Here is a 25,445-nt window from a genome sequence, read left to right as displayed (position 1 = left end):
TTCTCTAAATTCGCAGTTCAGCGGAATAGTCATGGCGGCGCAGTTCTGCGACGAAGTCGTAGTAGTCGTTGCGGCAGTAGGTGTCGGTGATTTCGATCGGGGTGTTGTCGGCGGTGTAGCCGACCCGGGTCATCAGCAACATGGCGGTGCCGGGCGCGATGCCCACCAGCTTGGCGAACTCATCCGAGGCGTTGATTGCCTGGATGTGCTGCAGGGCACGCACCACGGGTTTGCCGATGCCTTCCAGGTATTCGTACAGCGAGTTGCCAATGGCTTGCGGATGCGGCAGCACCGAGGCGGGCAGGGTGGTCATTTCAATTGCCATCACCGTGTCATCGGCCTTACGCAAACGCTTGAGGCGCGCCACTTTGTCGGCGGGCGACAACCCCAGGCGAATCAGCTCTTCGTGGGTCGGCTGGGTAATTTCACGCTCCAACCATTGGGAGCTGGGCACAAAGCCCTTGAGCCGCAACATCTCGCTGAACCCCGACAAGCGTGACAGCGGCTGTTCCAAGCGTGGCGAGATATAGGTGCCGGAGCCTTGATTGCGGCGAATCAGTCCTTGGGCAAACAACACTTCCAGCGCTTTGCGAGCGGTGACTCGCGAGATGCCCAATTGCTCGCTGAGCACGCGTTCCGACGGCAGTGCCTGTTCGGACGTCCACTGGCCGGCATGGATTGCCGCTTCCAGCTTGCGCGCCAATTGCAGGTACAGCGGCGTGGATTGTTTGTCGTCAGGGCGCAGGGCCAGGATGGGATTCATCTGTCAGGTTTCCGATGCGTTATTGGAGTGTTGTCGCCCGGTAATGGCCGGAAATTAATACCACTTAAATACCATGTCAATGCAACCAAAACGGTGCAAGCAATGGTTTATAGGCCCTGTAATGGGGCCTGGTATCAAGTGGTATTAGAGAGGTCTGTATCGCGCGCAGAACCGCGCAGCCCGGCGCAGTGAACTGGTATTCACCGGCAGGCGCTGCCTGGGGCAGGAATTTTTTTTGAATTATTTTACGAACGGTACGAGATTACGGACGAATCTCGATCAGGGTGCCGTCTTTGACCAGGTTCCAGACCTCGCGCATATCCACGTTGCGCATGCCGATGCAGCCGTCGGTCCAGTCCAGGGTATGGAACCACTGTTCCGGGTAGTCCTCGGTGTCGGGGGTGCCGTGGATCATGATCATGCTGCCCGGCTTCACGCCTTCGCGGCGGGCACGGGCGGCGTCGCTGATATTCGGGTAGGAAATGTGCATGGCCAGGTTGAAGCGGTCGCTGGTCTTGCGCCAGTCGAGCCAGTAGAGGCCTTCTGGCGTGCGGCGGTCGCCTTCGATCAGCTTGTGGCCCTTGGGGTTCTTGCCCAGGGAAATGCGGTAGGTCTTGATGGGCTTGCCGTCGTTGATCAACTGCAATTGGTGGGCAGATTTGAGCACCAGGACTTTTTCGACGGTTTTGCCGCCCAGGGTTTCCACCGTGGAGGCCGACGACAGGGTCGCGAACGACAGGCAGATAAGCGCAAGCAACCAACGCATTGAAACGGGTATCCCTAGTGTCATGGGGCGGGCTTGCCCAGCGGCGGTACAGCCTCGCTGCGCACCGGGAAGGATTGCTGCCGGCGGTCAGCGAAAAAGTATTCCAGGGTCCGCCCGACCGTGCGGAAAGCCAGCTCTGACCATGGGATGTCGGCTTCGTCGAACAACTGCACTTCCAGGCTTTCGGGGCCTGCGGCAAAGTCCAGGTCGAGCAGGTCGGCGCGATAGAAGATATGCACCTGGTTGATGTGCGGCACGTCGATCAGGGTGTAGATGCTCATGTTGTGCACGCGCGCGCAGGCTTCTTCCAGGGTTTCGCGGGCGGCGGCCTGTTCCACCGTCTCGCCGTTCTCCATAAACCCTGCGGGCAGGGTCCAGTAACCCAGGCGCGGCTCGATGGCGCGGCGGCACAGCAGCACTTTTTCGCCCCACACTGGCACCGTGCCGGCAACGATGTTGGGGTTCTGATAGTGAATGGTCGAGCAGTGATCACACACAAAGCGCAGGCGGCCGTCGCCTTCGGGGATGCGCTGGGTAACCGGTTTACCGCACTGGCTGCAGAAGTTCATGCTGGGGTTCCTGGAAAGTGCGTCTATCTTGGCGTGACGGGCAGGGCGCTGCAAGTTGTCGTTTAGCGACACCACGCGGGTTTTGGGGTTGGGCACCCGCGAGCTTTGGTGCATGATGCAAGGTAGCCAACAGACCGAGATGACTCATGCTGGACGAGCTACTTCGCCGGGTAAGCAATCACACCCCCCATTCGCTGGAGACCGACGGGCGTTTCCCCGAGGCCGCGGTGCTGGTACCGATTACCCGCAGTGACGAACCTGAGCTGATCCTGACCCTGCGCGCCAGTGGCCTGTCGACCCATGGTGGCGAAGTGGCCTTTCCCGGCGGGCGCCGCGACCCCGAAGACCCGGACTTGATCTTCACCGCGTTGCGCGAGGCCGAAGAAGAAATCGGCCTGCCGCCCGGACTGGTCGAAGTGATCGGCCCGCTGAGCCCTTTGATCTCCCTGCACGGCATTCGGGTCACGCCTTACGTTGGTGTGATTCCCGATTACGTCGAATACCTGGCCAATGATGCCGAGATTGCCGCTGTTTTCAGCGTGCCTTTGGACTTTTTCCGACAGGACCCGCGCGAACATACCCACCGAATCGATTACCAGGGCCGCAGTTGGTACGTGCCCAGCTATCGGTTTGGTGAATACAAGATCTGGGGGCTGACGGCGATCATGATCGTCGAATTGATCAATTTGCTCTATGACGACGCCAACATCAGCCTGCATCAGCCACCCAAGAGCTTCATCAACATCTAAGCCATCGCTTGAATGGCAACGCCGTGAGGGAAAACCATGAAATACCGCCTGGGCGACGCCCGCGTCGAGACTCATCCACAGAGCTGGGTGGCACCGAATGCCACGCTGGTGGGCAAGGTCAAGCTGGAGGAGGGCGCCAACGTCTGGTTTAACGCGGTGTTGCGTGGCGACAACGAACTGATCCTGATCGGCAAGAACAGCAATGTGCAGGATGGCAGCGTAATGCACACCGACATGGGCTACCCGCTGACGCTGGGCACCGGCGTGACCATTGGTCATAACGCCATGCTGCACGGCTGCACGGTGGATGATTACAGCCTGATCGGTATCAACGCGGTGATCCTAAATGGCGCGAAGATCGGCAAGCACTGCATCATCGGCGCCAATTCGCTGATCGGTGAGGGCAAGGAAATTCCGGATGGTTCGCTGGTGGTGGGTTCACCGGGCAAGGTGGTGCGTGAGCTGACCGACGCGCAGAAACGCATGCTTGAAGCCAGCGCTGCGCACTATGTGCATAACTCGCAGCGTTATGCGCGGGATCTGGTTGAGCAGGAAGAATGAACCCGAGTGAACGCCCCGTTGCTTCGCCGTGCGTGAGCATTTGTGCGCTGGATGATGATGATATTTGCACCGGCTGTCAGCGCACCGTGGATGAGATTACGCGGTGGAGCCGCATGGACAATGCCGAGCGCCGGGTGGTGTTGGGGTTGTGCCATGAGCGGGCGGTGGCGGGTGGGTTGGTGTTTATGGTTTCTGGGAAACCTGGCGGCTGATAGACCGCTATCGCAGGCAAGCCAGCTCCCACATTTTGACCGCGTTCCAACAGGTTAAACGCGTTCAAAATGTGGGAGCTGGCTTGCCTGCGATGAGGCCCTCCCAGACGACATCTTTCTAATTGTGAAGTACGCTGTGCGCCATCATCCACAGGCCCATCCCCCATGCTCTTCCTGATCGCCTACATCAGCAGCGTCGTGCTGATCAACTTCGCCTTCTCCACCGCGCCGCACCTGGATGTCATCTGGTCCGCCTGGGGCGGCCTGGTATTTATCCTGCGCGACATGGTGCAAACCCGTTTTGGCCATGGTGCGATCATCGCCATGCTGGCGGCGCTGGTGCTGTCGTATATCACCTCCGACCCTTCTATCGCACTGGCCAGTGCCACAGCGTTTGCGGTCTCCGAGTGCATCGACTGGCAGGTGTTCAGCATCACCAAGCGCCCGCTCCACGATCGCCTGTGGATAAGTTCGGCGCTGAGCATTCCCCTCGATACCTTTATCTTTTTCGGCCTGATCGGCGCGCTCACTCCAGCGGTGGCGGGTACCGCACTGGTGTCGAAATTTGCCGGCGTCACGGTGGTGTGGCTGATCATGGCGTGGCGTATCCGCAAGCGTGCCGTCGCCAACTGAGGCCAATTTTTACAGTTCATGTAAAATGCCGGCCTTTCTCCCCCTGATCCGCTCCCCTGAGGACCTGAGATGACCCGAATCGGAACTCCATTGTCGCCAACCGCGACCCGCGTTTTGCTGTGTGGCTGCGGTGAGCTGGGCAAGGAAGTGGTAATCGAACTGCAGCGCCTGGGCGTTGAAGTGATTGCCGTGGATCGCTACGCCAACGCACCGGCCATGCAGGTGGCGCACCGTAGCCACGTGATCAACATGCTCGACGGCGCAGCCCTGCGCGCGGTGATCGAGGCCGAAAAGCCGCACTTCATCGTGCCGGAAATCGAAGCCATCGCCACCGCCACCCTGGTCGAGCTGGAAGCCGAAGGCTTCACCGTGATCCCGACCGCGCGCGCCACCTCGCTGACCATGAACCGTGAAGGCATCCGTCGCCTGGCCGCCGAAGAGCTGGACCTGCCGACTTCGCCGTACCACTTTGCCGACACCTTCGAAGACTACAGCAAGGCCGTGCAGGACCTGGGCTTCCCGTGTGTGGTCAAGCCGGTGATGAGTTCGTCGGGCAAGGGCCAGAGCCTGTTGCGCAGCGCTGACGACGTGCAGAAAGCCTGGGATTACGCCCAGGAAGGCGGGCGTGCCGGTAAGGGCCGGGTGATCATCGAAGGCTTTATCGACTTCGACTACGAAATCACCTTGCTGACGGTGCGTCACGTCGGTGGCACCACGTTCTGTGCACCGGTTGGCCATCGTCAGGAGAAGGGCGACTACCAGGAATCCTGGCAGCCGCAGGCCATGAGCCCGATTGCGCTGGCCGAATCCGAGCGCGTTGCAAAGGCCGTGACCGAGTCCCTTGGGGGCCGTGGCCTGTTTGGCGTGGAGTTGTTCATCAAGGGTGATCAGGTGTGGTTCAGCGAAGTATCGCCGCGTCCGCATGACACGGGCTTGGTGACCCTGATTTCTCAGGACTTGTCGCAGTTCGCGCTGCACGCTCGCGCAATCCTGGGCTTGCCGATTCCGTTGATCCGTCAGTTCGGGCCTTCGGCTTCGGCGGTGATCCTAGTGGAAGGGCAGTCGACCCAGACGGCGTTTGCCAACCTCGGTGCGGCGTTGAGCGAACCGGATACGGCGTTGCGTCTGTTTGGTAAGCCAGAAGTGAATGGCCAGCGCCGCATGGGCGTGGCGTTGGCGCGGGATGAGTCGATTGAAGCGGCTCGAGCCAAGGCTACCCGTGCTTCCAAGGCTGTTGTGGTAGAGCTGTAACCGAGGCGCGCCCTTCGCAGGCAAGCCAGTTCCCACATTGGAATGCATTTCCCTGTGGGAGCCGGGCTTGCCTGCGATAGCGGTCTATCAGGCGACCTTATTCAGATCATTATCCCGCGTCTCTTTCAGGCACAGCACAGCAATCAAGCTGAGCAACGCCGCCGCCGACACATACCCACCGACATAACTCAGCCCACCCATCGCCACCAGCTTGGTCGCGAAGAACGGTGCCGCTGAAGCCCCCACGATCCCACCCAGGTTATACGCCGCCGACGCGCCGGTATAACGCACGCGCGTCGGGAACAACTCCGGCAGCATGGCGCCCATCGGCGCGAAGGTCACGCCCATCAGGAACAGCTCCAGGGCCAGGAACAGCGCCACCGCCCAGGTCGAGCCGTGGGTCAGCAGCGGCTCCATGGTGAAGCCCGACAGGATCGCCAGGATCGCACCGACGATCAGCACGGGCCGGCGCCCGTAACGGTCACTCGCCAGGGCTGCCAGCGGCGTGGCCAGGCCCATGAACAGCACTGCGAAGCACAACAAGCCAAGGAAGGTCTCGCGGCTGTAGCCCAAGGTCGAAACGCCGTAGCTCAGCGAAAACGCGGTGGTGATGTAGAACAGCGCATAACACACCACCATCGATGCAGCGCCGAGCAAGACGGGCAGCCAATGCTGGCTGAACAGTTCCACCAACGGCACTTTTACCGGCGCTTCTTTGGCAACGGCGTTGGCGAAGACCGGCGTTTCATGCAGCTTCAGGCGCGCATACAGGCCGACCATCACCAGCGCGGCGCTGAGGATGAACGGGATGCGCCAGCCCCAGCTGCGGAACTGCTCGTCGTTCAGGCTCATGGCCAGGATCAGGAACAAGCCGTTAGCCGCGAGGAAGCCAATCGAAGGGCCCAGTTGCGGGAACATGCCGAACCAGGCGCGCTTGCCCTTGGGCGCATTCTCGGTGGCCAGCAGTGCCGCGCCGCCCCATTCCCCGCCAAGCCCCAGGCCCTGCCCAAAGCGCAGCACACACAACAGGATCGGGGCCCAGGCGCCAATGCTGTCGTAACCGGGCAGTAAGCCGATCAGCGTGGTGCACACGCCCATCAGCAGCAAGGACGCCACCAGTGTGGATTTGCGGCCGATGCGGTCGCCGAAGTGGCCGAACAGTGCCGAGCCCAGCGGGCGGGCGATAAAGGCGATGCCAAAGGTCAGGAACGACGCCAGCATCTGCGCGGTGCCGGAGGTCTGCGGGAAGAACACCGGGCCGATCACCAGCGCAGCAGCCGTGGCGTAGATATAGAAGTCGTAGAACTCGATGGCGGTGCCGACAATGCTCGCGGTGGCAACCCGTGCAGTCGAGTTGGTCGGGGCGGCGGGCGCGGCCTCGTTATAGGTGGTGCTCATGGCGGTATCCCTGACGGTCGTTGCGCGTTTGGACGCGGATTATTATTGGTCGAACACCCATGGATCAGGGTAGTGCGCGGGGCGGCTCGGGATGGGAGCGAACACCGGTCAGACAGGATGAAGCGGTGCCTTGACGCGTTGGGTGCGGGTAGCACACGGTCGGGCGGGGCTCTGGTAAGCCGCAGGGATTATAGGAAGGGGTTTGGAGATACAACAAGTGTGCTGACACGCCGCAAATCAAAATGTGGGAGCTTGAGTAGTATCAGGGATAGGTTAGGCAGCCACCGGCATCCTGCTGGTATGCCAGATCAGCACCTTGCTCACGCGGTTGTCCTCGGTCTCGAGGATTTCCAGGCGGTAGCGCCCGATTTTCAGGCACACCGCGCAGTCCGGGATGGTCTCCAGTGCTTCGGTGACCAGGCCATTGAGGGTCTTTGGACCGTCGCTGGGCAGGTGCCAGTTCAGGCTCTTATTCAGGTCGCGGATCGAGGCGGCACCGTCGATGATATAGCGGCCATCCGGTTGCGCGTCGATATGCGGGTTGTCGGCACTCTGTTCGCTCTCAAACTCACCGACGATTTCTTCGAGGATATCTTCCAGGGTGACAATGCCCAGCACTTCGCCGTACTCGTCCACCACCATGCCGAGGCGTCGCTGTTGCTTGTGGAAGTTCAGCAGTTGCAGTTGCAGCGGCGTACTTTCGGGGACGAAGTAGGGTTCGTGGCAGGCGGCGAGTAACGCTTCCTTGGTCAGGCTGGCGTCGGGCAGCAGGTGCTGGATCTGTCGCGTGTTCAGCACCGCCTGGACCTGGTTGATATCACTGTGGAACACCGGCAGGCGCGTGCGCTCGGAGGTGCGCAGTTGCTCGATGATCTCTTCGACTGAGTCATCCAGGTTGATGCCGTCCACTTCACTGCGCGGTACCAGGATGTCGTTGACCGTGATGTTGTCCAGGGCGTGGATGCCGGGCATCCCGGGGGTGCGGTCTTCGTCGGCTTCCGGTTCCGGTTCGTCGTCGTGGTCGGGCAGCGGTTCATCGCTCTTTTTCACCACGCCGGATTGACGTGCGAATGGACGCAACAGCAACAGGCTGATGCCATTGAGCAGCCAGGCAAGGGGGTAGAGGATTTTCAGCGGCACGCCCAAAAGCGTATTGCCGAAGCCCAACACCGCTTGCGGATAACGAACGGCGAGGGCACGAGGCAGGTAGTCGGCGAATATCAGCAGGAGCGCGCAGGCAATCATCCAGCCCAGCCAAGGTCCGTTCTGCGCCCAGGCGTAGATCGCCAGCAAGGTGCAGAGAATGACTACCGCGGCGCGACACAGGCTGTTGCACAGGATCAGGCTGTTACGCGGGAAGCTCAGGCGTGCGGCAGCCTTGTCACCCTGGCGTGTACCAGGACGCAAGGCCAGCAAGTGCTGTTGCGCGGCTTCGATGGCGGTAAACAGCGCGGCCCATAACACCAGCAAGGCGATTACTGCGAGCATCGGCTCCAGCGGCAAGTTGTCCATGATCACGGCCCGTCAGATGTGCAGGATGTATTCGCGGACCAGCTTGCTGCCGAAATAGGCCAGCATCAGCAGGCAGAAACCGGCCAGGGTCCAGCGGATCGCCTTGTGCCCACGCCAGCCGAGGCGGTTGCGGCCCCACAGCAATACGCTGAACACTACCCATGCCAGGCACGCCAGCAACGTCTTGTGCACCAGGTGCTGGGCGAACAGGTTTTCGACGAATAGCCAGCCGGAAATCAGCGACAATGACAACAGCGTCCAGCCAGCCCAGAGGAAGCCGAACAGCAGGCTTTCCATGGTTTGCAGCGGCGGGAAGTTCTTGATCAGCCCTGAGGGGTGCTTGTGCTTGAGCTGGTGGTCCTGCAGCAGCAGGAGCAGGGATTGGAAGACGGCAATGGTGAACATGCCGTAGGCCAGGATGGAAAGCAGGATATGCGCGAGGATGCCCGGCTCTTCATCAATCACCTGCACCGTACCCGTGGGCGCGAATTGCGCCAGCAGCACCGTCAGCACGCCCAATGGGAATAGCAGCACCAGCAGGTTCTCGACGGGAATCCGATAACAGGCCAGCAGGGTCAGCGCGATGACGGCCGCCGCAATCAGGCTGGCGGCGCTGAAAAAATCCAGGCCCAGGCCGACTGGGGTCATCAGGTGGGTAAACAGGCTGGCAGCGTGAGCCAGCAGGGCTAGGACGCCAAGGCCGACCAGCAGGCGTTTGTCCGCCTTGGTGCCTTGGGCCAGACGAGTGCCCTGATAGAGAGTCGCAGCGGCATACAAAATGGCGGCGGCGAGGCTGGGTAGCAAACTGGGTGACAAAGGGAGCATAAATCCTGATAGGCAAGCCCGAAAGGCGCTGAGTTTGGCATACCCCCGCGTAACACGAAAGACTCTCAGGCCAGACAGCGGGTGTGCATGGCCGCAGTCTTCGCTATAATCCGCGACCTGCCCACGCCGCAGGCTCGCCGAGCGCTGTTTTTAATAGCGATTTACCACAGCCTCGGTCGCCACTACCTCGGTCTACCAATGCATTTTGTTGAATAGGGCCTGAAAGGATCGCGCATGTTTGAAAACCTGACTGACCGTCTCTCGCAGACGCTGCGCCATGTCACCGGCAAGGCCAAGCTGACCGAGGACAATATTAAAGACACCCTGCGTGAAGTGCGCATGGCGTTGCTGGAAGCCGACGTGGCTTTGCCGGTGGTGAAGGACTTCGTCAACTCGGTCAAAGAGCGTGCGGTAGGCACCGAAGTGTCCCGCAGCCTCACGCCGGGCCAGGCCTTTGTGAAGATCGTCCAGGCCGAGCTCGAAAGCCTGATGGGCGCGGCCAACGAAGACTTGAACCTCAGCGCCGTGCCGCCGGCCGTCGTATTGATGGCCGGTTTGCAGGGCGCGGGTAAAACCACCACCGCCGGCAAGCTGGCGCGCTTCCTTAAAGAGCGCAAGAAGAAGTCCGTGATGGTGGTGTCGGCCGACGTGTACCGTCCGGCGGCCATCAAGCAGTTGGAAATGCTCGCCGGCGAAGTCGGTGTGACCTTCTTCCCGTCCGACCTGAGCCAGAAGCCGGTCGACATCGCCAACGCAGCTATTAAAGAAGCCAAGCTGAAGTTCATCGACGTGGTCATCGTCGATACCGCCGGTCGCCTGCACATCGACGAAGAGATGATGGGCGAGATCAAGGCGCTGCATGCCGCGATCAACCCGGTCGAGACGCTGTTCGTGGTCGACGCCATGACCGGCCAGGATGCGGCCAACACCGCCAAGGCTTTTGGTGACGCACTGCCGCTGACCGGCGTGATCCTGACCAAAGTCGACGGCGACGCCCGTGGCGGTGCCGCGCTGTCGGTACGTGCCATCACCGGCAAGCCGATCAAGTTCATCGGTATGGGCGAGAAGAGCGAAGCGCTCGAGCCGTTCCACCCGGAGCGTATTGCCTCGCGCATCCTCGGTATGGGCGACGTGCTCAGCCTGATCGAGCAGGCTGAAGCCACGCTCGACAAGGACAAGGCCGATAAACTGGCCAAGAAGCTGAAGAAGGGCAAGGGCTTCGACCTCGAAGACTTCCGCGACCAGCTGCAACAGATGAAGAATATGGGCGGCCTTGGCGGCCTGATGGACAAGCTGCCGAACATCGGCGGTGTGAACCTGGCGCAAATGGGCAATGCCCAGGGCGCGGCAGAGAAGCAGTTCAAGCAGATGGAAGCCATCATCAATTCCATGACCCCGGCCGAACGCCGCGACCCTGAGCTGATCAGCGGTTCGCGTAAGCGTCGGATCGCCATGGGTTCCGGCACCCAGGTGCAGGACATCGGTCGCTTGATCAAGCAACACAAGCAGATGCAGAAGATGATGAAGAAATTCTCCGCCAAAGGCGGTATGGCCAAGATGATGCGCGGCATGGGCGGTATGTTGCCCGGCGGCGGCATGCCTAAAATGTAAAGTATTCGAGCGGGAGCCCAGCTCCTGCTCCGACCCACAGGGATGTGGGATCTCCAGCAAACCCGCTATTGGCGGGGGCTGACCTGCCGTTTTAACCGACGGCTCTATAGCAGATCTGAATGGCACACTGATAGGCGCCAGAAAAAGACATTTGCAAAAGTCCGGATATTCCTTAGAATATGCGGCCTTTCGGGCACCTATGCCCGCTGTGCATTTAGATTTGCAGCACCGACTACAGGAACGATGTTCACATGCTAACAATCCGTCTTGCCCTTGGCGGCTCCAAAAAGCGCCCGTTTTACCACTTGACCGTAACCGACAGCCGCAACCCGCGCGACGGTTCGCACAAGGAACAGGTTGGTTTCTTCAACCCTGTTGCTCGTGGTCAAGAAGTTCGTCTGTCCGTGAACCAAGAGCGCGTAGCCTACTGGCTGAGCGTTGGTGCACAGCCATCCGAGCGCGTTGCAAAGTTGTTGAAGGACTCGGCTAAGGCCGCAGCCTGAGCAATATGAACGCGACGCCAGCTGTTGCTGATGATTTGATCGTTATCGGCAAGATTTACTCTGTTCATGGCGTTCGCGGCGAAGTGAAGGTGTATTCCTTTACTGATCCGACTGAAAACCTGTTGCAGTACAAAACCTGGACGCTCAAGCGCGAAGGTAGTGTGAAACAGGTCGAGCTGGTCAGTGGACGCGGGAGCGATAAGTTCCTGGTCGCAAAGCTCAAGGGTCTTGATGACCGTGAAGAAGCTCGTCTTCTGGCCGGTTATGAGATCTGCGTGCCGCGCAACCTGTTCCCTGAATTGACCGACGGCGAGTACTACTGGTACCAGCTGGAAGGTCTGAAGGTTATTGATCAACTCGGGCAATTGTTCGGGAAAATCGATCATCTTCTGGAAACCGGCGCCAATGATGTAATGGTGGTCAAGCCTTGCGCTGGCAGCCTGGATGATCGCGAACGCTTGTTGCCCTATACAGAGCAATGCGTGTTGGCCATCGACCTGGCCGCGGGCGAGATGAAGGTGGAATGGGATGCGGACTTCTAAGCGTGGCTAATCTGCGCATTGAAGTGATCAGTTTGTTTCCCGAGATGTTTTCCGCTATCAGCGAGTACGGCATCACCAGTCGGGCGGTGAAACAGGGGCTGTTGCAGCTTACCTGTTGGAACCCGCGAGACTACACGACGGATCGACATCACACTGTGGATGACCGCCCATTTGGCGGTGGCCCGGGCATGGTGATGAAGATCAAGCCCCTGGAAGACGCGTTGGCTCAGGCCAAGGCCGCCGCCGGGGAGAAGGCGAAGGTAATTTACCTGTCCCCTCAAGGCCGTCAGCTGAAACAGGCTGGGGTCCGCGAACTGGCGAATGAGGAAGCACTGATCCTGATTGCCGGTCGCTATGAAGGCATTGACGAGCGTTTTATTGAAGCTCATGTCGATGAAGAGTGGTCGATTGGGGACTATGTCCTGTCTGGCGGCGAGCTGCCGGCGATGGTCCTGATAGATGCGGTTACACGACTGCTGCCTGGAGCTTTAGGGCATGCGGACTCCGCGGAGGAAGATTCCTTCACGGATGGTTTGCTGGATTGCCCGCACTACACCCGACCGGAGGTGTATGCGGATCAGCGTGTTCCCGACGTATTGCTAAGTGGCAATCACGCACACATCCGGCGTTGGCGTTTACAGCAGTCCCTTGGTCGGACCTATGAACGACGCGCCGATCTTCTGGATAGCCGCTCGCTTTCTGGAGAAGAGAAGAAGCTGCTCGAGGAATACATCCTCGCGCGGGACGATAGTTAACAACGTATCGATGGTAGGTCCATTGACTTACCTTAGGAGCACAGCATGACTAACAAAATCATCCTTGCACTCGAAGCAGAGCAGATGACCAAAGAGATCCCTACCTTTGCCCCGGGCGACACTATTGTCGTTCAGGTGAAAGTGAAGGAAGGCGACCGTTCGCGTCTGCAAGCGTTCGAAGGCGTGGTAATCGCCAAGCGTAACCGTGGTGTGAACAGTGCTTTCACTGTTCGTAAAATCTCCAACGGTGTTGGCGTAGAGCGTACTTTCCAGACCTACAGCCCGCAAATCGACAGCATGGCCGTCAAGCGTCGCGGTGACGTACGTAAAGCCAAGCTGTACTACCTGCGTGACCTGTCCGGTAAAGCAGCTCGCATCAAGGAAAAACTGGCTTAAGCCCAGCTTCCCGATGCAGAAAAAAGCAGCCTACGGGCTGCTTTTTTGTGCCTGCGATTTGTGCGGATCGCAGGGTGGCAGTTGTGGCTAGGACTGCCCTGGCTGGATGACTGCCAATAACGCCCACCCCGCCACTGGTTTCAAGCCGCTCTCTGGTGTTACCACATGCACCCAGCCACTGTTGTCACGGGCAAACAACAGGATCGCCCGTTCACCATGCAGTGCCTGATAGTCGTTCCAGCCAAACCCATCGGTCAGGTGGGTGGTGTACAGCTCGGCGCCTTGCCCCAGCAGGCTGGCGAGCTTGGAATAACTCAAGGGTTGGCTGCCCAGCAAGTGCCCGCGGTGTTCATGGCTGGCCCGGTGCTTGTCCGTGCGACGGCTCTCCTGGCTGCTGGTCAAGGTAAACAGGCGATGCCCGAAGTCGTGGCGAAAGCGCATGGCGGCCAGCGTGTTCAGTTCGCCCGAGGGCGACAGTGCCAGCAAATGTCCGAGCCCCACCAGGTCCAGGTGCGATTCGGCATGCTGCGAGGCCGGGTTGCCGAAGTAGGTTGGTAGCCCCTCCATACGGCTGGCGCGGATGTTCTCCCAGCTGGAGTCGGTCAACAGCACGCGGCTGCCCAGTTGCTGCAGGGCCTTGCCCAGGATGCGCGCCGGGCCATTTGCACCGACGATCAGAAAGCCACTGGGCGCAGGCTCGGCGACTTTCAGTAGGCGGGCCAGGGGGCGGGCGGTGGCGCTTTGCAGCACCACGGTGCCGATAATTACCGCAAAGGTCAGCGGCACCAGCAGCAATGCACCTTCGTGACCGGCTTCATCCAGGCGAATCGCAAATATCGCCGACACCGCTGCGGCCACAATGCCGCGTGGGGCGATCCACGCCAGCAGCGCACGTTCTCGCCAGTTCAGCTTCGAACCAACGGTCGACAGCGCGACATTGAGGGGGCGGGCAATAAACTGAATGATCAGCAACAGGATCAGGACGAAGGGCCCCAGGGCAATCAAGGCATTCAGGTCCAGGCGCGCCGCCAGCAGGATAAACAGACCGGAAATTAGCAGTACGCTGAGGTTTTCCTTGAAGTGCAGGATGTGTCGCACATCCACGCCTTTCATGTTGGCCATCCACATGCCCATCAGCGTCACCGCCAACAGGCCGGACTCGTGCATGACTTCATTGGCGGCGATGAACACGCCCAGCACCCCGGCCAGGGTCGCCAGGTTGTGCAGGTATTCCGGCAACCACTGTCGCCGCATGATCTGCCCCAGCAGCCAGCCGCCGGCAACCCCGAACAGGCTACCGCAGGCAATCACGCCGCCGAAAGTCAGCAGGCTATGGCTCAAGCCATCTCCGGAGGCGCGGCTGATGATGAAGCTGTAGACCACCACGGCCAGCAGTGCGCCAATCGGGTCTATGACGATACCTTCCCAGCGCAGGATGTTGGCGATGGAGGCTTTGGGGCGCACCACGCGTAGCATCGGGACGATCACCGTGGGGCCCGTCACCAGCGTCAGCGTGCCGAACAGCAGCGCCAGCATCCAGTCGAAACCCAGCAGCCAGTGGGTTGCCAGCGTGATCACCGCCCAGGTCGAAAGCGCGCCGAGGGTCACCAGGCGGTGGACCACGCTGCCAATCTCCTTCCATTCCGATAGGTGCAGCGTCAGGCTGCCCTCAAACAGGATCAGCGCCACCGCCAACGACACAAGTGGCATCAGCAAGGGGCCGAACATTTCTTGCGGGTCGAGCCAGCCCAGTACCGGTCCGGCCAGAATCCCGCTCAGCAAAAGAAACAGAATTGCTGGCAGTTTCAGGCGCCAGGCCAGCCATTGGCAGCCGAGTGCGGCCACACCAATGCCGCCAAAGGCCAACAAAATCTGTTGTTCGTTCATTAAAGCTCCCTGTTCCTTGAAGTAGCGGGCTATGAAAGACTAGTGACCCTAATCACAGTTCACTAATTAATTGCCGCAAAGCCCCGTGCCGCGTCGCTTGAGTGCCCATGCCCGCCATTGACCACCCCCTTATCGACCGTTTTCTCGACGCCCTTTGGCTGGAAAAAGGCCTGTCGGACAACACGCGCCAGGCTTACCGCAGTGACCTGGCCCTGTTCAACGGTTGGCTGCAGGAGAAAAACCTCGAGCTGATCAATGCTGGACGTGAGCTGATCCTCGATCACTTGGCCTGGCGTCTGGAGCAACACTACAAGCCACGTTCCACTGCGAGATTTCTCTCCGGCGTGCGTGGCTTTTATCGCTATTTGCTGCGCGAAAAGCTGATCGCAGTCGATCCGACTCTACAAGTCGACATGCCACAATTAGGTAGGCCTCTTCCTAAGTCTTTGTCGGAAAGCGACGTGGAGGCTTTGCTTGCTGCTCCCGATCTCAGTGAAGCCATCGGCCAGCGCGACCGCGCCATGCTCGAGGTTCTGTACGCGTGCGGCCTGCGGGTCACCGAGTTGATCAGCCTGACCCTGGAACAAGTGAACCTGCGCCAGGGTGTATTGCGGGTGATGGGCAAGGGCAGTAAGGAGCGGTTGGTACCGATGGGGGAGGAGGCAATAGTGTGGGTCGAGCGCTATATGCGTGATGCCCGCGGCGAACTGCTTGGCGGACGCCCCAGTGATGTGTTGTTCCCCAGCCTGCGCGGTGAGCAGATGACCCGCCAGACCTTCTGGCACCGCATCAAGCATCAGGCCAAGGTCGCCGGGATCAGCAAGTCCCTGTCGCCCCACACGTTGCGCCATGCCTTCGCCACCCATTTGCTCAACCACGGTGCGGATTTGCGCGTGGTGCAAATGCTGCTCGGCCACAGCGACTTATCCACCACCCAGATCTACACCCACGTGGCGCGCGCGCGTTTGCAGGAAATGCACGCCAAGCACCACCCGAGAGGCTGAAAACCGCCAATTTATTCCGCCGCGGGCTGCCCTGCGGCCCAACTGTGGTAGGCTTTGCCGGTTAGCAAAGGGGACGGCTCAGACCTGTATTAACAGACCCATGTCTTGCCCCCGTCCCTGCATCTGCCTTCAGGAGTTCCCATGCGCTTGACCCAGATTATTGCCGCCGCAGCCATTGCGTTGGTTTCCACCTTTGTTGTCGCCGACGACGCCGCCGAGCAGACCATCCGCAAGAGCCTGGCCAACCTGCAGCTCGACACCCCGATCGAAAGTATCAGTGCCAGCCCGATGGCCGGCCTGTACGAAGTCAAGCTCAAGGGCAGCCGCGTGCTGTACGCCAGTGCCGACGGCCAGTACATCGTCCAGGGTTACCTGTTCCAATTGAAGGACGGCAAACCGGTCAACCTGACCGAGAAAGCCGAGCGCCTGGGCGTGTCCAAGCTGATCAATGGCATCCCTGTGGCTGAAACCGTGGTCTACCCGGCGATCGGCGAGACCAAGACCCACATCACGGTGTTCACCGACACCACGTGCCCGTACTGCCACAAGTTGCACGCTGAAGTGCCTGCGCTGAACAAGCTGGGCGTGGAAGTGCGCTACGTAGCGTTCCCGCGCCAGGGCCTGGGTTCGCCGGGTGACGAGCAGTTGCAAGCCGTATGGTGCTCGGCCGACAAAAAAGCGGCCATGGACAAGATGGTCGATGGCAAGGAAATCAAGGCCGCCAAGTGCGCCAACCCGGTTTCCAAGCAGTTCGCGCTGGGCCAGTCCATTGGCGTGAACGGTACACCGGCCATCGTTTTGGCTGACGGCCAAGTGATTCCGGGCTACCAGCCGGCGCCACAAGTTGCCAAACTGGCGCTGAGTGCCAAATAAACCAGCATCGTCGAACCTTTGACGATCATGGCCCGTGGATAAGTCGGCGGGCCATTAATTGAAAGCCGCAGTTATGCGGCTGTTTTCCACGGCCGACCTCGCGTCGGCCGTTTCATGGGGAGTTCTTCAGTGAAACCGGTCAAAGTAGGCATCTGTGGGTTAGGGACCGTCGGTGGCGGCACCTTTAACGTACTTCAGCGTAACGCTGAGGAAATTTCCCGCCGCGCAGGCCGTGGGATTGAAGTGGCGCAAATTGCCACGCGTTCGCCGAAGCCTCAGTTCGAAACGACCGGTATTGCGATTACCAACGATGTCTTCGCCGTTGCCACCAACCCTGAAATCGATATCGTCATCGAGCTGGTCGGCGGCTACACCGTGGCCCGCGAGCTGGTGCTCAAGGCCATCGAGAACGGCAAGCACGTGGTCACCGCCAACAAGGCGCTGATCGCCGTGCACGGCAACGAGATCTTCGCCAAGGCGCGTGAAAAGGGCGTGATCGTTGCGTTCGAAGCCGCTGTGGCCGGTGGCATCCCGGTGATCAAGGCGATCCGTGAAGGCCTGTCCGCCAACCGCATCAATTGGGTCGCCGGCATCATCAACGGCACCGGTAACTTCATCCTCACCGAAATGCGCGAGAAGGGCCGTACCTTCGAAGACGTGCTGGCCGAAGCCCAGGCCCTGGGTTACGCCGAAGCCGACCCGACCTTTGATGTGGAAGGTATCGACGCAGCACACAAGCTGACCATCCTGGCGTCCATCGCCTTTGGTATCCCGCTGCAGTTCGACAAGGCCTACACCGAAGGCATCACCAAGCTGACCACTGCTGACGTGAACTACGCCGAAGCCCTGGGCTACCGCATCAAGCACCTGGGCGTAGCGCGCAGCACGCCGGCCGGTATCGAGCTGCGTGTGCACCCGACGCTGATCCCGGCCGACCGCTTGATCGCCAACGTCAATGGCGTGATGAACGCTGTGATGGTCAACGGTGACGCCGCCGGTTCGACCCTGTTCTACGGCGCCGGCGCCGGCATGGAGCCAACGGCTTCGTCGGTGATCGCCGACCTGGTGGACGTGGTCCGCGCCATGACCAGCGACCCGGAGAACCGCGTGCCGCACCTGGCGTTCCAGCCGGACTCGCTGTCGGCCCACCCGATCTTGCCGATCGAAGCCTGCGAAAGTGCCTACTACCTGCGTATCCAGGCCCAGGACCATCCGGGCGTGTTGGCCCAGGTCGCCAGCATCCTGTCGGAGCGCGGGATCAACATCGAGTCGATCATGCAGAAGGAAGTCGAGGAGCAAAACGGCCAGGTGCCGATGATCCTGCTGACCCACCGGGTGCTCGAACAGCACATGAACGACGCGATCGCCGCCCTCGAAGCCTTGCAAGGCGTGGTTGGCCCGGTAGTCCGGATCCGCGTTGAGCACTTGAACTAACCGATATGTTCCGGGGGCCCCGTGCAGTCGGCGGCCTCTGGTCAAGAATGTTTTAGAGGAGCCAGTCATGCGCTACATCAGCACCCGCGGCCAGGCACCGGCCCTGAATTTCGAAGACGTTTTGCTGGCAGGTCTTGCCACTGACGGTGGCCTGTACGTGCCGGAAAACCTGCCATGCTTCACCCAGGAAGAAATCGCTTCCTGGGCCGGCCTGCCGTACCACGAATTGGCCTTCCGGGTGATGCGCCCGTTTGTCACCGGCAGCATTCCGGATGCGGACTTTAAGAAGATTCTGGAAGAGACGTACGGCGTGTTTTCCCACAGCGCCATCGCCCCGTTGCGTCAATTGAACGGCAACGAATGGGTGCTGGAGCTGTTCCACGGCCCAACGCTGGCGTTCAAAGACTTTGCCCTGCAATTGCTGGGTCGTCTGCTCGATTACGTATTGGAGAAGCGCGGCGAACGCGTGGTGATCATCGGCGCTACCTCCGGTGATACCGGCTCGGCCGCCATTGAAGGCTGCAAACACTGCGAAAACGTCGACATCTTCATCCTGCACCCGCACAAGCGCGTGTCGGAAGTGCAGCGTCGCCAGATGACCACCATTTTTGGTGAGAACATCCACAACATCGCCATTGAAGGCAACTTCGATGACTGCCAGGAAATGGTCAAGAACAGCTTTGCTGACCAGAGCTTCCTGAAAGGCACGCGTCTGGTGGCAGTGAACTCGATCAACTGGGCGCGGATCATGGCCCAGATCGTCTACTACTTCCACGCCTCCCTGCAGTTGGGCGGCCCGGCGCGTTCGGTGTCGTTCTCGGTGCCGACCGGCAACTTCGGCGACATTTTTGCCGGTTACCTGGCACGCAACATGGGCCTGCCGATCAACCAGTTGATCGTCGCCACCAATCGCAACGACATCCTGCACCGCTTCATGAGCGGCAACCAGTACGTCAAGGAAACCCTGCACGCCACGCTGTCGCCGTCGATGGACATCATGGTTTCTTCGAACTTCGAGCGCCTGCTGTTCGACATGCACGGTCGCAACGGTGCGGCCATCGCGGGCTTGATGGACACCTTCAAGAGCGGCGGCGGTTTCAGCGTTGACGAAGAGCGCTGGACCGAAACCCGCAAGCTCTTCGACTCCCTGGCTGTGGACGATGCGCAGACCTGCGAAACCATCGCAGAAGTCTATGCCCAGACCGGCGAGCTGCTCGACCCGCACACTGCCATTGGTGTGAAGGCCGCCCGCGAATGCCGTCGCAGCCTGGATATCCCGATGGTGATCCTGGGCACCGCGCACCCGGTGAAATTCCCGGAAGCGGTGGAGAAGGCCGGCGTTGGCAAGGCGCTGGAATTGCCGGTGCACTTGGCTGACCTGTTCAAGCGCGAAGAGCGTTGCACCGTATTGGCCAATGACCTGAAGGCTGTGCAGGCGTTTGTCAGCCAGCATGGCAATCGTGGTAAGCCGTTGTAAGGCAAACCGTGCAGGCAAAAACGCCGCTTTCCCTTCCATGGGGCAGCGGCGTTTTTGTTTCTGGCAGGCCCGGTCTAGTGTTACGAGAATAGTTTCTGCGCGACGACTATGACGGTGCCTACGGCGGCATAGAACCCTGTCGCGATACCCACCGGGTACCAGAAAGTCTCACAGGTTATCTTCAGGGATTCTTTGTTGAGTTTGTTCTGCTCTGCGTTCATACGTGCGATTTCAACAAAAATACGTGAGACCTCGGCGTGCATTCTGTCTGTCGATGTTTGCTGTTCATTGTGTTCCGCCATCATCTTCATCCTTCGCAATAAGGGCCTTTTGACATGCGCTTTTACCTGGGTAGCAGCGTGACCTGCGCTCAACGAGTATAGGATTCACCACCAGCCTCAGCCCCCGGCAACCCCCAAATCAGCCACCCATTGCGTAAGCAGTTATGTGCGGCCGTTTTTTCGTTGTCATGTTGCAAGCGCATGCTGGAATCCGTCACCCCCTGACGGCCCCATAAAGACGATAAAGCGAACTTTCCTACGTCACAAACAGTCACTTAGGATAGATGCAGCTCCCGTTGAAACGATTGTTCCCGAACTATTGAGTGGTGATCGAGATGGAAAGTATCAGCCTATTGCTCGAAGAAGCACTGAGCCCTTATCAGGTTACGCTGACCACCTCTGGTGTGCAGGGCGAGTGCCTGGTGACGGTGAAGCATCCTGCTGGCGCTATCGTGGTCGAGCGTGAAGTCGATCGCGCGCAATTGATGGATAAGCGCGTGCTGGTGGATGTAGTGGATTGCCTGTTGCGCGACATCAAGATTGCCGAGGGGCGCGTGGAACCCTCAGTCATTGCGGCCATGCGCAACGCCGCCCAGACCCGTGGCGCTGCCGTTGCATGAAGAATTGTTTAAATGTGGAAACTTCCTACAAGGTGGCCGGTCAGAGTTCGTAACAGCAAGAGCAGGCATTGTGCTCCGGTGTTTGTGCCTTGCTGTACTGGTCTTTGTAGGCCACGTTTAACCCCGAAGTGTCTCCCCATGCTTCGGGGTTTCTTTTTGCCTGCGATTTGTCAGGGTTCAGGTGAATCCAGGAAAAAGCTCGGGTTGTCCTGCAGATAGTGTTCGCGCATGACCGGGTCCAGCCACTCGGCGTAGGCTTGCTGTAGCTGTGCCTGTGGGATCTCGCGCAAGGCCTGGTCAATTCGCTGTATGGCCAGGCGACCTTCAGGCGTGGCCGAGCAACCGATATGCGTATGCTGGTACGGCGCTGAGCCCTTGATGGGGTAGAACATCAGGTCTTCAGGGGCAATGCCTTGTTGCATGGCGTGATAGCGGATCTCCGGCGCGTAACCCAGAACGGCTTCCAGCCGGCCCAGGCGCTGCATTTGCAGCAGGCTGCCCAGGGCGTCATTGCCGTAATGGAGTGCCAGTGTGTGAGGGTCGGCACCCTTGAGCTGTTCATCGATCAGCGGGCCGTAGCTACGTTCGGCGGTTGCGCCTATACGTGCTCTATGGGAGCCAAGAAAAGCGTGCAGGTCGAATTGGCCCTCACCAATAAAGGGGGCCAGTTCTTCCTGCTGGATGCGTCGCAGGGTCACCCCATTACTCACCGAGACGAATGCCTGGGCGGAAAATACAACGTACTTGGCTCGTTCCTCCGTCCACAGCAGCGACGGGTCGCACGTCAGGACAGTGGGGTCGCGCAGCATCTGAATACCCCGGGCACGATTGACGTGCATCACCTGGTGCCGATATTCCGGCAGGCGCTCGCTGAGTATGGGCAATAACTTGTCCAATACCCCTTGGCCCTTCTGCGGCCCCTCAAAGATGGTGACCGGTGGTAAGTCGCGCAGCAGCCAGGTCAGTGTTTCTTCTGCGTGGGCGGACAGCGGCCATTCGCTCGCTATCGCGCAGACAAGACAGAGTTGCAGTAGCCGGCGCCGAGCATGGTAAACCATCAAATCGCGCCATCCTCACGCAAGCGAGTAATGGCCGCGCTGTCGTATCCCAGTTTATTGAGTAGCACGTTGTTATGTTCACCCAGCTGCGGCCCGACCCATTCGCAGCTGCCTGGCGTGTCCGACAACTTGGGCACGATGCCGGGCATCTTGAAGTCCTTGCCGTCGGGAAGCTGGGCCTTGAGGAACATCTCCCGGGCGAGGAATTGCGGATCGCCGAGCATGTCCTCGGCACTGTAGATTCGACTGGCAGGCACTTCGGCTTTATTCAATATTGCGACCACTTCATCCAGTGGCAGCGAATTCACCCAGCGATCAATGACGCCATACAGCTCATCACGGCGGCCATCGCGTCCGTCATTGCTGGTTAACTCAGGATCGTTGGCCAAATCTTCACGGCCAATAGCCGACATAAAGCGCTTGAAGATCGCATCGCCGTTGGCGCCAATCTGTACATGCTTGCCGTCCGCGCTGGTGTGGATCGAGGACGGCGTAATACCGGGCATGATGTTGCCGGTGCGTTCGCGAATAAAGCCGAACACATCGAACTCCGGGATCATGCTTTCCATCATCGCGAAGATGGCTTCATACAGCGCTACATCGACCACCTGGCCCACGCCGCCGTTGACTTCACGATGACGCAGCGCCATCAGCGCGCCGATCACCGCCCACAGCGCAGCAATCGAGTCGCCGATGGAAATGCCGGTGCGCACCGGTGGGCGGTCTTCGAAGCCGGTGATATAGCGCAGGCCGCCCATGGATTCGCCCACCGCGCCAAACCCAGGCTGGTCTTTCATCGGGCCGGTCTGGCCAAAGCCGGAGAGACGCACCATCACCAGCTTGGGGTTGAGTGCGTGCAGGGTTTCCCAGTTCAGGCCGAGCTTCTCCAGCACGCCGGGGCGGAAGTTCTCGATCAGGATATCGGCGTCCGCCAGCAACTGCTTGAGGATGGCCAGGCCGTCCGGGTGCTTGAGGTTCAGCGTCAGCGACTGCTTATTGCGCGCCTGCACAAACCACCACAACGACGTGCCCTCGTACAGCTTGCGCCACTTGCGCAGCGGGTCGCCGCCGTCCGGCGATTCGACCTTGATCACCTCGGCGCCGAATTCGGCGCAGATACGTGAGGCGAACGGGCCGGCGATCAGGGTGCCGAGTTCGATAACTTTCAGGCCGGCAAGCGGTTTGGCATTAAACGACATGAGGATCCTTGTCTGCGCAGGGCGGTGGTGTGATGCCTTTTAACATAGGCGGGCGGCCCAGGGATAAGGATGATGCAGCGCAGGATTCGTTGAATGACCCCGCCATCGGTTAGACTGGCCGCCTTTCCCTGTCTCTAGAAGTCCGTTCATGGCCCAGCCGTCCACGACCTACAAATTCGAACTCAACCTTACTGACCTCGATCGTTCGGTGTACGAGAGCGTCAAACAGACCATCGCCCGCCACCCTTCGGAAACCGAAGAGCGCATGACCGTGCGTCTGTTGGCCTACGCCCTGTTTTACAACGAGCAACTGGCGTTCGGTCGTGGGCTGTCAGATGTAGACGAGCCAGCCCTGTGGGAAAAAAGCCTGGATGATCGGGTTTTGCACTGGATCGAAGTCGGCCAGCCCGATGCTGACCGCTTGACCTGGTGCTCGCGCCGCACCGAACGTACCAGCCTGCTGGCCTACGGCAGCCTGCGTGTATGGGAAGGCAAGGTGGTGCCGGTGGCGAATAACCTGAAAAACGTACACATCGCCGCCGTGCCCCAGGAAATCCTCGAAGTACTGGCCAAAGACATGCCCCGTGTTATCAAGTGGGACGTGATGATCAGCGAAGGCACGATCTTCGTCACCGACGACCGTGGCCAGCATGAAGTGCAACTGCAATGGCTGGTCGGCGAACGCGGCTGATAATGTGGGAACTGGCTTGCCTGCGATGCAGGCGCCTCGGTGTAACAGTCACCCCGTGGTGATCCCATCGCAGGCAAGCCAGCTCCCACATTTGAAGTGTGTTGTTTTCAAAATTCCTGTTTAACCGTTGTATTGCAGAGAAGTCTCCGTCACCCCATGCGTATCGATCCTCGCCCATTGCCCGCTATCCTGCCGTTCCTCGGAGATTTGCCACCGCTGTTGACCCGTCTCTACGCCGCACGCGGGGTGCAGTCGGAAGCCGAACTGGATAAAAGCCTGGCGCGGTTGATCCCTTACCAGCACCTCAAGGGCATCGACGCGGCCGTGGACTTGCTGGTGACGGCGCTGGAGCAACGCCAGCGCATCCTGATCGTCGGTGACTTCGACGCGGATGGCGCCACTGCCAGCACCGTGGGTACCTTGGGCCTGCGTTTGCTCGGAGCGGCGCATGTCGACTATCTGGTGCCCAACCGTTTCGAATACGGCTACGGCCTGACCCCGGAAATCGTCGCCGTGGCCCTGCAGCGCGAACCGCAGTTGCTGATCACCGTGGACAACGGCATCTCCAGTGTCGAAGGCGTGGCAGCCGCCAAAGCCGCGGGGTTGAAGGTGCTGGTGACCGACCACCATTTGCCCGGCGACGAATTGCCGGCTGCGGATGCCATCGTCAACCCGAACCAGCCGGGCTGTGAGTTCCCGAGCAAGGCCCTGGCCGGCGTGGGCGTGATCTTTTATGTGCTGATGGCCTTGCGTGCGCGCCTGCGCAGTTTGGGGTGGTACGAGAACACGCCGCAGCCGAACATCGGCGAGCTGCTCGACCTGGTCGCGCTGGGCAGCGTTGCCGACGTGGTGCCCCTGGATGCCAACAACCGCATCCTGGTGCATCAGGGCCTTGAGCGTATCCGTGCAGGTCGCGCACGGCCGGGGATCAAGGCGATCCTGGAGGTGGCCAAGCGCGACGCTGCACGCATCACCTCGACCGACCTGGGCTTTATCCTCGGGCCGCGCCTGAACGCCGCTGGGCGCCTGGATGATATGAGCCTGGGTATCGAATGCCTGCTCACCAGCGATTTCGCCGCCGCACGGGAAATGGCGGCGCAACTGGACGGCATGAACCAGGACCGCAAATCCATCGAGCAAGGCATGCAGCGCGAGGCCCTGGCCCAACTGAAAGATTTGCCGGTGGAGTCGATGCCTTACGGCTTGTGCCTGTTCGACCCGGAGTGGCACCAAGGCGTGATCGGGATTCTCGCGTCGCGCATGAAAGAGCGTTACTTCCGCCCGACCATCGCCTTTGCAGACGCCGGTGACGGCCTGCTCAAGGGCTCAGGGCGTTCCGTGCAGGGTTTTCACATCCGTGATGCACTGGCAGTGGTCGCAAGCCAACATCCCAACCTGATCGCCAAATACGGCGGCCACGCCATGGCGGCGGGGCTGACATTGCCCGAGTCGAATTTCCCACTGTTTGCCGAAGCGTTTGATGCTGAAGTGCGCCGGCAACTGTGTGAGGAAGACCTGACCGGCAGGTTGTTGACCGACGGTACCCTGGCGGTAGAAGAGTTTCACCTGGAGCTGGCGCGGGCCTTACGGCATGCCGGCCCGTGGGGGCAACACTTTCCCGAGCCGTTGTTCCATGGCGTGTTTCAGTTAGTGGAGCAGCGTGTCGTGGGGGAGCGGCACCTGAAAGTGGTGCTCAAGAGCGAATGCGGCTCGGTGAAACTCGATGGCATTGCGTTTGGGGTCGACCGTGAGGTTTGGCCTAACCCGACCGTGCGTTGGGTGGAGTTGGCCTACAAGCTGGATGTGAACGAGTTTCGTGGGAATGAAACCGTGCAGTTGATGATTGCGCACATCGAACCGCGCTAAATATCGGTC

27 protein-coding genes are annotated in these 25,445 nt (G+C 60.0%); 17 read left to right on the top strand and 10 right to left on the bottom strand.

The genetic code is table 11. From position 1 onward, the window contains the following. Positions 1-4 precede the first annotated feature (4 nt). The 3 genes from AB4O35_RS00460 to AB4O35_RS00450 form a co-directional block, all read right to left on the bottom strand. Positions 5-763 carry a GntR family transcriptional regulator gene (locus AB4O35_RS00460; RefSeq protein ID WP_065874556.1) on the bottom strand — a complete coding sequence of 253 codons (759 nt, stop codon included), beginning with the start codon at positions 761-763 and terminating at the stop codon, positions 5-7. Positions 764-1,025: 262 nt separating this feature from the next. Further along, positions 1,026-1,529, bottom strand: a complete 504-nt coding sequence (locus AB4O35_RS00455; protein WP_049711666.1) for a L,D-transpeptidase family protein — start codon at positions 1,527-1,529, stop codon at positions 1,026-1,028. Between the two features lie 20 nt (positions 1,530-1,549). Then, on the bottom strand, positions 1,550-2,098 hold the full coding sequence (locus AB4O35_RS00450; RefSeq protein WP_065874557.1) for an NUDIX hydrolase: 549 nt from the start codon (positions 2,096-2,098) through the stop codon (positions 1,550-1,552). A gap of 146 nt (positions 2,099-2,244) precedes the next feature. Here AB4O35_RS00450 and AB4O35_RS00445 point away from each other — a divergent pair, with 146 nt between their 5' ends. From AB4O35_RS00445 to purT, 5 genes are all read left to right on the top strand, one after another. Next, positions 2,245-2,847: a CoA pyrophosphatase gene (locus tag AB4O35_RS00445; RefSeq protein WP_065874558.1), complete on the top strand. Its 603-nt coding sequence runs from the start codon at positions 2,245-2,247 to the stop codon at positions 2,845-2,847. Between the two features lie 36 nt (positions 2,848-2,883). Next, positions 2,884-3,408 (top strand): gamma carbonic anhydrase family protein, encoded by a 525-nt coding sequence (locus AB4O35_RS00440; RefSeq protein ID WP_065874559.1) that lies wholly within the window; start codon positions 2,884-2,886, stop codon positions 3,406-3,408. Beyond that, entirely contained in the window at positions 3,405-3,620 is a 216-nt protein-coding gene (locus AB4O35_RS00435) for a DUF1289 domain-containing protein (protein WP_065874560.1), read from the top strand. The genes AB4O35_RS00440 and AB4O35_RS00435 overlap by 4 nt, the downstream gene beginning before the upstream one ends. Before the next feature lie 165 nt (positions 3,621-3,785). Beyond that, positions 3,786-4,253: a VUT family protein gene (locus AB4O35_RS00430; RefSeq protein WP_065945793.1), complete on the top strand. Its 468-nt coding sequence runs from the start codon at positions 3,786-3,788 to the stop codon at positions 4,251-4,253. 69 nt (positions 4,254-4,322) lie between these two features. Then, positions 4,323-5,504 carry a formate-dependent phosphoribosylglycinamide formyltransferase gene (purT, locus tag AB4O35_RS00425; protein WP_065874562.1) on the top strand — a complete coding sequence of 394 codons (1,182 nt, stop codon included), beginning with the start codon at positions 4,323-4,325 and terminating at the stop codon, positions 5,502-5,504. 87 nt (positions 5,505-5,591) lie between these two features. On the opposite strand, the gene AB4O35_RS00420 is transcribed toward purT, so the two are convergent. The 3 genes from AB4O35_RS00420 to AB4O35_RS00410 form a co-directional block, all read right to left on the bottom strand. Continuing rightward, positions 5,592-6,902 (bottom strand): MFS transporter, encoded by a 1,311-nt coding sequence (locus AB4O35_RS00420; RefSeq protein WP_065874563.1) that lies wholly within the window; start codon positions 6,900-6,902, stop codon positions 5,592-5,594. Positions 6,903-7,175: 273 nt separating this feature from the next. Then, complete coding sequence (locus AB4O35_RS00415) at positions 7,176-8,414, bottom strand: transporter associated domain-containing protein (RefSeq protein WP_065889959.1); 1,239 nt, start codon at positions 8,412-8,414, stop codon at positions 7,176-7,178. A 12-nt stretch (positions 8,415-8,426) separates the two neighbouring features. After that, entirely contained in the window at positions 8,427-9,239 is an 813-nt protein-coding gene (locus AB4O35_RS00410) for a cytochrome C assembly family protein (RefSeq protein ID WP_065889957.1), read from the bottom strand. Positions 9,240-9,473: 234 nt separating this feature from the next. Here AB4O35_RS00410 and ffh point away from each other — a divergent pair, with 234 nt between their 5' ends. From ffh to rplS, 5 genes are all read left to right on the top strand, one after another. Beyond that, a complete protein-coding gene (gene ffh, locus AB4O35_RS00405; RefSeq protein ID WP_003193965.1) occupies positions 9,474-10,850 on the top strand; it encodes a signal recognition particle protein in 1,377 nt (458 codons plus the stop codon). 251 nt (positions 10,851-11,101) lie between these two features. Continuing rightward, positions 11,102-11,353 (top strand): 30S ribosomal protein S16, encoded by a 252-nt coding sequence (gene rpsP / locus AB4O35_RS00400; RefSeq protein WP_003175899.1) that lies wholly within the window; start codon positions 11,102-11,104, stop codon positions 11,351-11,353. 5 nt (positions 11,354-11,358) lie between these two features. Next, on the top strand, positions 11,359-11,895 hold the full coding sequence (gene rimM, locus AB4O35_RS00395) for a ribosome maturation factor RimM (RefSeq protein ID WP_049711676.1): 537 nt from the start codon (positions 11,359-11,361) through the stop codon (positions 11,893-11,895). Beyond that, positions 11,877-12,650 (top strand): tRNA (guanosine(37)-N1)-methyltransferase TrmD, encoded by a 774-nt coding sequence (gene trmD, locus AB4O35_RS00390; protein WP_175403014.1) that lies wholly within the window; start codon positions 11,877-11,879, stop codon positions 12,648-12,650. Before rimM ends, trmD begins: the two co-directional genes overlap by 19 nt. Before the next feature lie 45 nt (positions 12,651-12,695). Further along, positions 12,696-13,046, top strand: a complete 351-nt coding sequence (gene rplS / locus AB4O35_RS00385) for a 50S ribosomal protein L19 (RefSeq protein ID WP_003175895.1) — start codon at positions 12,696-12,698, stop codon at positions 13,044-13,046. A gap of 87 nt (positions 13,047-13,133) precedes the next feature. Here the strand turns inward: rplS and AB4O35_RS00380 are convergent, their stop codons facing one another. Further along, positions 13,134-14,933, bottom strand: coding sequence for a cation:proton antiporter (locus AB4O35_RS00380; protein ID WP_065874566.1), 1,800 nt, complete (start codon positions 14,931-14,933; stop codon positions 13,134-13,136). A 107-nt stretch (positions 14,934-15,040) separates the two neighbouring features. Here AB4O35_RS00380 and xerD point away from each other — a divergent pair, with 107 nt between their 5' ends. The 4 genes from xerD to thrC all read left to right on the top strand — a co-directional run bounded on the left by xerD (position 15,041) and on the right by thrC (position 19,721). Further along, on the top strand, positions 15,041-15,937 hold the full coding sequence (xerD, locus tag AB4O35_RS00375) for a site-specific tyrosine recombinase XerD (protein WP_065874567.1): 897 nt from the start codon (positions 15,041-15,043) through the stop codon (positions 15,935-15,937). Between the two features lie 141 nt (positions 15,938-16,078). Beyond that, positions 16,079-16,810 (top strand): thioredoxin fold domain-containing protein, encoded by a 732-nt coding sequence (locus tag AB4O35_RS00370; protein ID WP_064053737.1) that lies wholly within the window; start codon positions 16,079-16,081, stop codon positions 16,808-16,810. Positions 16,811-16,939: 129 nt separating this feature from the next. After that, positions 16,940-18,244 carry a homoserine dehydrogenase gene (locus AB4O35_RS00365; RefSeq protein ID WP_049711679.1) on the top strand — a complete coding sequence of 435 codons (1,305 nt, stop codon included), beginning with the start codon at positions 16,940-16,942 and terminating at the stop codon, positions 18,242-18,244. A 67-nt stretch (positions 18,245-18,311) separates the two neighbouring features. Beyond that, positions 18,312-19,721, top strand: coding sequence for a threonine synthase (gene thrC / locus AB4O35_RS00360; protein ID WP_065874568.1), 1,410 nt, complete (start codon positions 18,312-18,314; stop codon positions 19,719-19,721). Between the two features lie 80 nt (positions 19,722-19,801). Here the strand turns inward: thrC and AB4O35_RS00355 are convergent, their stop codons facing one another. Beyond that, positions 19,802-20,023 carry a hypothetical protein gene (locus AB4O35_RS00355; RefSeq protein WP_065874569.1) on the bottom strand — a complete coding sequence of 74 codons (222 nt, stop codon included), beginning with the start codon at positions 20,021-20,023 and terminating at the stop codon, positions 19,802-19,804. Positions 20,024-20,337: 314 nt separating this feature from the next. Between AB4O35_RS00355 and AB4O35_RS00350 the strand changes: the two genes are divergently transcribed. Continuing rightward, positions 20,338-20,622, top strand: coding sequence for a DUF3509 domain-containing protein (locus tag AB4O35_RS00350; RefSeq protein WP_065874570.1), 285 nt, complete (start codon positions 20,338-20,340; stop codon positions 20,620-20,622). 170 nt (positions 20,623-20,792) lie between these two features. On the opposite strand, the gene AB4O35_RS00345 is transcribed toward AB4O35_RS00350, so the two are convergent. After that, positions 20,793-21,680, bottom strand: a complete 888-nt coding sequence (locus AB4O35_RS00345; RefSeq protein WP_065874571.1) for a TIGR02285 family protein — start codon at positions 21,678-21,680, stop codon at positions 20,793-20,795. Then, on the bottom strand, positions 21,680-22,879 hold the full coding sequence (locus tag AB4O35_RS00340) for a CaiB/BaiF CoA transferase family protein (RefSeq protein ID WP_065874572.1): 1,200 nt from the start codon (positions 22,877-22,879) through the stop codon (positions 21,680-21,682). Before AB4O35_RS00340 ends, AB4O35_RS00345 begins: the two co-directional genes overlap by 1 nt. Positions 22,880-23,027: 148 nt before the next feature. On the opposite strand from AB4O35_RS00340, the gene AB4O35_RS00335 reads away from it, so the two are divergent. Then, on the top strand, positions 23,028-23,570 hold the full coding sequence (locus AB4O35_RS00335; protein WP_032890801.1) for a YaeQ family protein: 543 nt from the start codon (positions 23,028-23,030) through the stop codon (positions 23,568-23,570). A 156-nt stretch (positions 23,571-23,726) separates the two neighbouring features. After that, on the top strand, positions 23,727-25,436 hold the full coding sequence (gene recJ / locus AB4O35_RS00330; protein WP_065874573.1) for a single-stranded-DNA-specific exonuclease RecJ: 1,710 nt from the start codon (positions 23,727-23,729) through the stop codon (positions 25,434-25,436). Positions 25,437-25,445: the final 9 nt, after the last annotated feature.

Source organism: Pseudomonas sp. H1_A03, from assembly GCF_054685145.1.
Note: the sequence above shows the minus strand (reverse complement) of the source record. Positions and strands in the feature narration are given on the sequence as shown.